Here is a 9,105-nt window from a genome sequence, read left to right as displayed (position 1 = left end):
TTTGATATCTTACTCAGCTATCAAACGTGAAGGATAACGTTGCTTTAGCAACGGCCCGAAGGGCGAGGCAACGCCGAGTCATCCTGCACGACCCACCAATGTTAAAAAGCGCCCTAAAGGCGCTTTTTTGCTATCTGCGATGCAACAAATGCTCCGCATATCTATTCCCGGTGACTTTTCACTTCAGATTCGCTATCTTGTTTAGTATACAAAACACAATTGCCATGCGTTTTGCTATGTCAGGCAAAAGAAAGGCAATATTGTTAAGCCAGTAAAACGAGAAGCCATAATGAGCGTGATGTTTGATCCTGAAGCCGCAATCTATCCGTTTCCGCCAAAGCCTGTCCCGCTAAGCGTGGATGAAAAACAGTTCTACCGAGAGAAAATCAAGCGTCTTCTCAAAGAGCGAGATGCGGTGATGGTGGCGCATTACTATACCGATCCGGAAATCCAGCAACTGGCGGAAGAGACAGGAGGCTGTATTTCTGACTCACTGGAGATGGCGCGCTTCGGTGCACGGCATCCAGCCTCCACGCTGCTGGTCGCAGGGGTGCGTTTTATGGGCGAAACGGCAAAGATCCTCAGCCCTGAAAAAACCATTCTGATGCCTACGCTTAATGCGGAGTGTTCACTGGACCTCGGCTGCCCCATTGATGAATTTAGCGCTTTCTGTGACGCCCACCCTGACCGTACGGTTGTGGTGTACGCCAACACTTCCGCGGCGGTAAAAGCGCGCGCTGACTGGGTGGTCACATCGAGTATCGCCGTTGAACTGATCGAACACCTGGATAGCCTGGGTGAGAAAATTATCTGGGCACCTGACCGCCATCTCGGTAATTATGTCCAGAAGCAGACGGGGGCAGACGTCCTCTGCTGGCAGGGCGCATGCATTGTGCACGACGAGTTCAAGACCCAGGCGCTGGCGCGCATGAAGGCGCTTTATCCTGACGCGGCCATTCTGGTTCACCCTGAATCACCACAGTCAATTGTCGACATGGCGGACGCCGTGGGCTCCACCAGCCAGCTTATCAACGCGGCCAGGACGTTGCCTCACAAGCAGCTTATTGTGGCGACCGATCGCGGTATCTTTTATAAGATGCAGCAGGCCGTGCCGGAAAAAGAGCTTCTTGAAGCACCCACGGCAGGTGAGGGGGCAACGTGCCGCAGCTGTGCGCACTGTCCGTGGATGGCGATGAACGGTCTGAAAGCCATTGCCGAAGGGTTAGAAACCGGCGGTGCGGCGCATGAAATCCATGTGGATGCTGCCCTGCGTGAAGGCGCGTTAGTTCCACTTAACCGCATGCTGGATTTTGCGGCTACACTTCGTACTTAATTCAAAACGCTCTGGGGAAAAGATGGATTTTTTTAGCACACAGAACATTCTGGTTCATATACCGATTGGTGCAGGTGGCTATGACCTGTCATGGATTGAGGCGGTTGGTACGCTGGCAGGATTATTGTGTATCTGGCTGGCAAGCCTGGAGAAGATCAGTAATTACGCGTTTGGGCTCATTAACGTTACGCTGTTTGCGATTATCTTCTTCCAGATCCAGCTGTACGCCAGCCTGCTTTTGCAGCTGTTCTTCTTTGCGGCAAATATCTACGGATGGTACGCGTGGTCGCGGCAGAACAGTCAGCAGGAGGCGGAGTTGCAGATCCGCTGGCTACCCTTACCGAAAGCCATCGCCTGGTTTGTCGCGTGCGTGGTTGCCATTGGTTTAATGACGGTCTATATCAATCCGGTATTTGCATTCCTGACCCAAATTGCCGTGGCGGTCATGTCCGGTATCGGTTTGCATGTGACGATGCCGGAACTGCAGCCGGACGCCTTCCCGTTCTGGGATTCCTGCATGATGGTGCTGTCGATTGCGGCGATGATCCTCATGACCCGTAAATACGTTGAGAACTGGCTGCTGTGGGTCATCATTAACGTCATCAGCGTGGTGATTTTTGCTCTGCAGGGTGTGTATGCCATGTCGCTGGAATATCTGCTGCTGACCTTCATCGCGCTGAATGGTAGTCGTATGTGGATTAACAGCGCGCGTGAGCGAGGCTCTCACGCGCTTTCCCGTTAAGGGTGATGATGATGTGAATGGCCAGCCTGCGCCTCGTTAAGGTGGCAGTCTGGCCCGTTACAGGGCTGGTACTCCATCTGGATGGTGGCGTGGCCAATGTCGTAGTGATGTTCAAGAAAATGCTGGATGCGGTCAAGGAGCGCATCATGGTCGTGAGGCGGGATCACCTGGACGTGCATTGTCATGACTGGTTTTTCCCCTACCAGCCAGACGTGCACATGATGAACGTTGCGTACTTCCGGAACTGAGCGGCGCAGGTTACGCTTCAGCTCGTCGATATCCATGGATGTCGGCGCCCCTTCAAGCAGTTCATTAACGCTCTCCTTCAGCAGACGCCAGGCGCTGCGCAAGACCAGACACGACACCAGCACGGACAAAATCGGATCGACGGGCGTCCAGCCGGTATAGAGGATCACCAGTGCGGCCACAATCGCCCCGACTGAGCCGAGCAAATCCCCCAGTACATGCAGGGCAGCCGCGCGCACGTTGAGGTTCTTCTCCCCACTCCCTCGGTGCAAAATCCAGAAGGCCAGAATATTCGCCAGCAGTCCGGCCACGGCAATCACCATCATTGTTGTCCCGGCGATCGGCTGAGGGTGTCTGAAGCGCTGTACCGCTTCCCAGACGATAAGCACGGTAATGACCACCAGCGCAATGGCGTTAACAAACGCGGCAAGGGTTGTCAGCCTCAGCCAGCCGAAGGTATGGCGCGCGTTCGGAGGACGACGAGCAAACTGCACGGCCAGCAGGGCGAAGAGCAGCGCGGCTGCGTCGGTCAGCATATGTCCGGCATCAGCCAGAAGCGCCAGAGAGCCGGAAACCAGCCCGCCAATGACCTCGATCACCATAAAGGTTGCCGTGACGCCAAAGGCCAGCATCAGTCGTTTAGCGTTGTCGTTGCCGGGAGTGTGTGAGTGCGAATGGGTATGCGCCATGTGTGCTTTCCTGGTGTGTTATTGTTTTTAGTGTAGCGTTTTTAATAGGTTACTCCAAAAAGAAAGGAGAGCCTGAGATCTCCTGTTTCTTCCCGATCACAACAGATTACTGGGTCGTGCCATCGGTTTTGGTATTGGCGTCATTACCCACTTTGTCGTTGGGATCCGGGCATTTGCCGTCTTTACACATCGAGTTCTTATGGACTTCATCCGAACTCATGTTGTCATGATTCATGGTACCGGAACCACTACCGTTCGGGTGCAACATGGTGCCCCCGGTGTTGGTGTTGCCGGTATTAATCTGGTTGTTATCGACATTATTCGGGGCGATATTCTGTTTTGCATCAGGGGCAACCTGGCCTGCTGATGCTGCCGCATTGGCATCACCGTTGTTGTCTGAGTTGCCCGTTTCAGCGGCAAGGACGCTGCCGCTTGCCAGAGTGAGTGTGGCAGTCAGGAAGAGGGTTGCCAGTTTCGTCATTTTCATCATGGTGCTCCTGTTCTTGTCGTTACGCTGGATAACATTCTCCAACAGTGCATCTTTTTCAAAGGCGAAAGATCCCGCCTTACCGACTTACGTCAGTACGGAATCGCGTTTAAGCGTTTAAAAATGGTTGTTACAGTTAAAAAGCTTAGGTTAGATCTCGTTTTTCGCTATTTTGTGGCGATTTTTAGGCGAATTCCAGGAATTATCTGCGCGAAGTGTAAAACCGTGTTTACACTTCCTGGTCGACAAGATAGATTGAAAGGATTGCTTTCATTACTAAAGATATGGCAGAGATGGAAAGAAAATGAATTATCAGAACGACGATTTACGCATTAAAGAGATCAATGAGTTATTACCTCCTGTAGCACTCCTTGAGAAATTCCCCGCCACTGAAAATGCCGCAAACACGGTTTCTCATGCTCGTAAAGCGATCCACAAGATCCTGAAAGGTAATGACGATCGTCTTCTGGTGGTGATTGGCCCATGCTCCATACACGACCCTGCAGCCGCGAAAGAGTACGCTGCCCGTCTGCTCACCCTGCGTGAAGAGCTGAAAGGCGAGCTGGAGATCGTGATGCGCGTTTACTTTGAAAAACCGCGTACCACGGTGGGCTGGAAAGGGCTGATTAACGATCCACATATGGACAATAGCTTCCAGATCAACGACGGCCTGCGTATTGCCCGTAAGCTGCTGCTCGAAATCAACGACAGTGGCCTGCCTGCAGCCGGTGAGTTCCTGGATATGATTACGCCACAGTATCTGGCTGACCTGATGAGCTGGGGGGCGATTGGTGCGCGCACCACGGAGTCTCAGGTTCACCGTGAGCTGGCGTCCGGCCTCTCTTGCCCGGTAGGTTTTAAAAACGGTACCGACGGCACAATCAAGGTCGCGATTGATGCCATCAATGCCGCAGGTGCGCCGCACTGCTTCCTGTCCGTGACCAAATGGGGACACTCTGCCATCGTTAACACCAGCGGTAACGGTGACTGCCATATCATTCTGCGCGGCGGTAAAGAGCCGAACTACAGCGCAAAACATGTGGCAGAAGTCAAAGTTGGGCTGGAGAAAGCAGGGCTGCCACCGCAGGTGATGATTGACTTCAGCCACGCGAACTCCAGCAAGCAGTTTAAAAAACAGATGGAAGTGGGCGCAGATGTCTGTCAGCAGATTGCCGGTGGCGAGAAAGCGGTGATTGGGGTGATGATCGAAAGTCATCTGGTTGAAGGTAACCAGAACCTGGAAGGCAGCGAGCCGCTGGTTTATGGTAAAAGCGTCACCGATGCCTGCATCGGCTGGGACGACACCGACACGATCCTCCGTCAGCTGGCGAATGCGGTAAAAGCGCGTCGCGGTTAATCCGGTTGGGGAAATAAAAAAGCGCGGAAGGTTCCGCGCTTTTTTTATGGCTGGCGAAAATTACTTCGCTTTACCCTGGTTCGCAACAGCCGCTGCTTTCGCCGCGATCTCATCTGCGTTACCCAGATAGTAGTGTTTGATTGGTTTGAAGTTCTCGTCGAACTCATACACCAGCGGTACGCCGGTTGGGATGTTCAGTTCGAGAATTTCATCTTCGCCCATGTTGTCCAGGTATTTCACCAGCGCACGCAGGGAGTTACCGTGAGCGGCGATGATCACGCGCTCACCGCTTTTCAGGCGTGGCAGAATGGTTTCGTTCCAGTAAGGCACAACGCGGTCGATGGTCAGGGCCAGGCTCTCGGTGGTTGGCAGCTCAGCGTCAGTCAGTTTTGCGTAGCGTGGGTCGTGGCCCGGGTAACGCTCGTCATCTTTGGTCAGCTCTGGTGGGGTAACCGCGAAGCCGCGACGCCACTGTTTAACCTGCTCATCACCGTATTTCTCAGCGGTTTCGGCTTTGTTCAGACCCTGCAGCGCACCGTAATGACGCTCGTTTAGTTTCCAGGATTTCTCAACCGGCAGCCAGGCCTGATCCAGTTCGTCCAGCACGTTCCACAGGGTGTGGATGGCACGTTTCAGCACAGAGGTGTAAGCAAAATCAAAGCTGAAGCCTTCTTCCTTCAGCAGTTTACCCGCTGCTTTTGCTTCGCTTACGCCTTTTTCAGACAGATCAACGTCGTACCAACCGGTAAAGCGGTTTTCGTTGTTCCACTGGCTTTCGCCGTGACGTACCAGGACCAGCTTAGTAATAGCCATCTCTTACTCCTCAAGCATTTTTAGAATGATAACAATTCTCATTATATTGCCGTGGCCGTGCCAGCAGCAACGCTTAACCCTAACCATAGCGAAAATAGTCTCTGAGTGTAAGATGCTTGTGAATCCAGGGTTATGATTTTGTCTGCGATCGGCGCTATTTTCAGCAAAGCGTGCAGAAAAAAGCCCTCTGATGGGAGGGCTGAGAATCAATGCGGAATAAAATGGTATTCCGTCACGCTCACGTACTCTTCACCCGGGCGTAGCACACAGTCTGGCTGCGGCCATTCCGGATGATTCGGGCTGTCCGGCAGGAACTCGCTCTCCAGCGCCAGCCCTTGCCAGTCGCTGTACTCAACGTGTTCGCGCGCCGTCGTGCCGCCAAGGAAGTTACCAGAGTAGAATTGCAGGGCAGGCGCGGTGGTGTAAACCGTCATCTGCAGCTTCTCATCGCTGGACCAGACCTGCGCGGCAGGCTGCTTCACATCGCCTTTTGCCTGCAGCAGGAACGCATGGTCGTAACCTTTCACCTTGCGCTGATCGTCATCGCTCAGGAAATCCTGGGCGATCGTTTTCGCGCGGCGGAAGTCAAAGCTGGTGCCGTTCACGGATTTCAGACCCTGATACGGAATGCCCATCTCGTCAACCGGCAAATAATCATCGGCAAGGAGTTGCAGCTTGTGGTTACGTACGTCGCACTGGTTACCGTCCAGATTAAAATACGCGTGGTTGGTCAGGTTGACCGGACACGGCTTGTCGACGGTTGCACGGTATTCAATGGCGATACGGTTGTCGTCGGTCAACGTAAAGCGCGCGAAAGCAGTAAGATTACCCGGGAAGCCCTGATCGCCATCATGGGAATCCAGCGAGAACAGAACTTCGCCATCGTTTTGCCGGACAATTTTCCAGCGGCGTTTATCAAAGCCTTCCGGCCCGCCGTGGAGCTGGTTCTCACCCTGGCTTGGAAGCAGGGTGTATTGCGCGCCGTCGAGTTCAAAACGGCTTTTCGCGATGCGGTTAGCATAGCGCCCGACAGACGCGCCCAGATAGGCGGACTGATGAATATACTGCTCAGGCGAGGCGCAACCGAGAAGGGTTTCGCGTACGCTGCCATCCGGCATGGGGACGCGGGCAGAGAGCAGCGTGGCTCCCCAGTCCATTAGCGTAACCACCATCCCTGCGCTGTTGCGCAGGGTTAACAGGCGATACGGCAGACCATCCGATGCGAGGGTGGGTGTTTCGTTTAGCACTGTCCGGCTCCTTGTGATGCTTTGCACACGTAGAAAGTTTCTTTAATACCTGTTTTTGCTTCGTACTGTTTCTCCACCGCCTGCTGGATGGCAGGAACGAGTTCTTCCGGCACCAGGGCAACAATACAGCCCCCGAAGCCACCGCCGGTCATACGTACGCCGCCTTTATCGCCAATTGCCGCTTTCACGATCTCAACCAGCGTATCAATCTGCGGAACGGTGATTTCAAAATCATCACGCATGGAGGCATGCGATTCCGCCATCAGCTCACCCATACGTTTCAAATCGCCTTTCGCCAGCGCGGACGCCGCTTCAACGGTACGGGCGTTTTCTGTCAGTACGTGACGAACGCGTTTGGCGACAATAGGATCCAGCTCGTGTGCCACTTTATTGAATTCATTAAGCGTAACATCGCGCAGGGCAGATTGCTGGAAGAAGCGAGCGCCCGTTTCACATTGTTCGCGGCGCGTGTTGTATTCGCTGCCCACCAGCGTGCGTTTAAAGTTACTGTTGATAATCACGACTGCCGCGCCTTTTGGCAGAGGAACGGCTTTGGTGCCTAGCGTCCGGCAGTCGATCAGCAGCGCGTGTTCTTTTTTGCCCAGCGCGGAGATCAGCTGGTCCATGATGCCGCAGTTACAGCCCACGAACTGGTTTTCCGCTTCCTGACCATTGAGCGCAATTTGCGCGCCATCCAGCGGCAGATGATAAAGCTGCTGGAAGACGGTGCCAACGGCGACTTCCAGAGACGCAGAAGAGCTTAAGCCCGCACCCTGCGGCACGTTGCCGCTGATGACGAGATCCGCACCACCAAAATTCTTATTACGTTTTTGCAGATGTTTCACTACGCCGCGCACGTAGTTAGACCACTGCTGGCTGTCGTGCGTCACAATCGGAGCATCGAGGGAAAATTCGTCCGTCTCATTACCGTAATCTGCGGCAATCACGCGGACTTTACGATCGTCGCGTTTTGCACAGCTGATGACCGTCTGGTAGTCAATGGCGCAGGGCAGAACAAAACCGTCGTTGTAGTCGGTGTGTTCACCAATCAGGTTAACGCGGCCAGGTGCCTGGATAACGTGGGTAGCAGGGTAGCCAAATTTTTCAGCAAACAGGGATTGTGTTTTATCTTTCAGACTCATTTTTAGACTCCTGATTCGCGATAGTGGACGTCGCTAACGGCACGCAGACGTTCTGCCGCCTGTTCCGCCGTCAGGTCACGCTGGGTTTCCGCCAGCATTTCATAGCCCACCATAAATTTACGCACCGTCGCGGAGCGCAGCAGCGGCGGATAGAAATGGGCATGCAACTGCCAGTGTTGATTCTCTTCCCCGTTAAACGGTGCGCCGTGCCAGCCCATTGAGTACGGGAAGGAGCACTGGAACAGGTTGTCGTAACGGCTGGTCAGTTTTTTCAGCGCCAGAGCAAGGTCGTCGCGCTGCGCGTCGCTGAGATCGGTGATGCGCTGAACGTGCGATTTCGGCAGCAGCAGCGTTTCAAACGGCCAGGCTGCCCAGTAAGGCACAACGGCCAGCCAGTGTTCAGTTTCCACCACGGTCCGGCTGCCGTCGGCCCGTTCGCGCTGCGTGTAATCCACCAGCATTGGCGAGCCATTTTCGGCGTAATAGGCTTTCTGCAGACGGTCCTCACGCTCGGCTTCATTGGGCAGGAAACTGTTCGCCCAGATCTGACCATGCGGGTGCGGGTTAGAGCAGCCCATGGCCGCGCCTTTATTTTCAAATACCTGTACCCACGGGTAAGTCTGGCCCAGCTCCGCGGTTTGAGCCTGCCAGGTACTGACCACCTCTTGCAGTGCCTCAACGCTCAGCTCCGGCAGCGTTTTGCTGTGATCGGGCGAGAAGCAGATCACACGGCTGGTCCCGCGGGCGCTTTCACAGCGCATCAGCGGGTCGTGGCTCGCAGGCGCGTCCGGCGTGTCGGTCATCAGGGCGGCAAAATCATTGGTAAAAACGAAGGTGCCTTTATAGTCCGGGTTTTTATCTCCCGTTACGCGCGTGTTGCCCGGACACAGGAAGCAGTCCGGGTCGTGCTGTGGCAGCGTTTGTTTCGCAGGCGTCTCTTGCGCCCCCTGCCAGGGGCGCTTGGCGCGATGCGGAGAAACCAAAATCCATTGCCCGCTTAGCGGGTTAAAACGACGATGCGGATGATCGACGGGATTAAACGAAGTCAT

General features: G+C 54.4%; 9 protein-coding genes and 1 other RNA gene. 4 read left to right on the top strand and 6 right to left on the bottom strand.

The features are described from left to right. From C5687_RS19270 to pnuC, 3 genes are all read left to right on the top strand, one after another. A non-coding RNA gene (locus tag C5687_RS19270) (RtT sRNA) lies at positions 1-98 on the top strand; the annotation flags it as partial. A 191-nt stretch (positions 99-289) separates the two neighbouring features. Further along, positions 290-1,333 carry a quinolinate synthase NadA gene (gene nadA / locus C5687_RS19265; RefSeq protein WP_025757213.1) on the top strand — a complete coding sequence of 348 codons (1,044 nt, stop codon included), beginning with the start codon at positions 290-292 and terminating at the stop codon, positions 1,331-1,333. Positions 1,334-1,355: 22 nt separating this feature from the next. Continuing rightward, entirely contained in the window at positions 1,356-2,075 is a 720-nt protein-coding gene (pnuC, locus tag C5687_RS19260) for a nicotinamide riboside transporter PnuC (RefSeq protein ID WP_047958044.1), read from the top strand. On the opposite strand, the gene zitB is transcribed toward pnuC, so the two are convergent. Together zitB and C5687_RS19250 are read right to left on the bottom strand one after the other, a co-directional pair. Next, positions 2,072-3,010, bottom strand: coding sequence for a CDF family zinc transporter ZitB (gene zitB / locus C5687_RS19255; RefSeq protein WP_104557585.1), 939 nt, complete (start codon positions 3,008-3,010; stop codon positions 2,072-2,074). The two genes, pnuC and zitB, sit on opposite strands and share 4 nt — an antisense overlap. Positions 3,011-3,116: 106 nt before the next feature. Continuing rightward, complete coding sequence (locus C5687_RS19250; protein ID WP_104557584.1) at positions 3,117-3,497, bottom strand: protein YbgS; 381 nt, start codon at positions 3,495-3,497, stop codon at positions 3,117-3,119. Positions 3,498-3,801: 304 nt separating this feature from the next. Between C5687_RS19250 and aroG the strand changes: the two genes are divergently transcribed. Beyond that, a complete protein-coding gene (gene aroG, locus C5687_RS19245; protein WP_025757217.1) occupies positions 3,802-4,854 on the top strand; it encodes a 3-deoxy-7-phosphoheptulonate synthase AroG in 1,053 nt (350 codons plus the stop codon). A 60-nt stretch (positions 4,855-4,914) separates the two neighbouring features. On the opposite strand, the gene gpmA is transcribed toward aroG, so the two are convergent. The 4 genes from gpmA to galT form a co-directional block, all read right to left on the bottom strand. Beyond that, positions 4,915-5,667, bottom strand: coding sequence for a 2,3-diphosphoglycerate-dependent phosphoglycerate mutase (gene gpmA, locus C5687_RS19240; protein WP_008501111.1), 753 nt, complete (start codon positions 5,665-5,667; stop codon positions 4,915-4,917). A 206-nt stretch (positions 5,668-5,873) separates the two neighbouring features. Then, a complete protein-coding gene (gene galM / locus C5687_RS19235; RefSeq protein ID WP_104557583.1) occupies positions 5,874-6,914 on the bottom strand; it encodes a galactose-1-epimerase in 1,041 nt (346 codons plus the stop codon). After that, entirely contained in the window at positions 6,908-8,056 is a 1,149-nt protein-coding gene (gene galK / locus C5687_RS19230; protein ID WP_104557582.1) for a galactokinase, read from the bottom strand. The genes galM and galK overlap by 7 nt, the downstream gene beginning before the upstream one ends. 2 nt (positions 8,057-8,058) lie before the next feature. Continuing rightward, positions 8,059-9,105 (bottom strand): galactose-1-phosphate uridylyltransferase, encoded by a 1,047-nt coding sequence (galT, locus tag C5687_RS19225; RefSeq protein WP_047958048.1) that lies wholly within the window; start codon positions 9,103-9,105, stop codon positions 8,059-8,061.

The organism is Enterobacter sichuanensis, from assembly GCF_002939185.1.
GTDB classification, from domain to species: Bacteria; Pseudomonadota; Gammaproteobacteria; order Enterobacterales; family Enterobacteriaceae; genus Enterobacter; species Enterobacter sichuanensis.
This window is presented reverse-complemented; position numbering and strand designations above follow the sequence as displayed.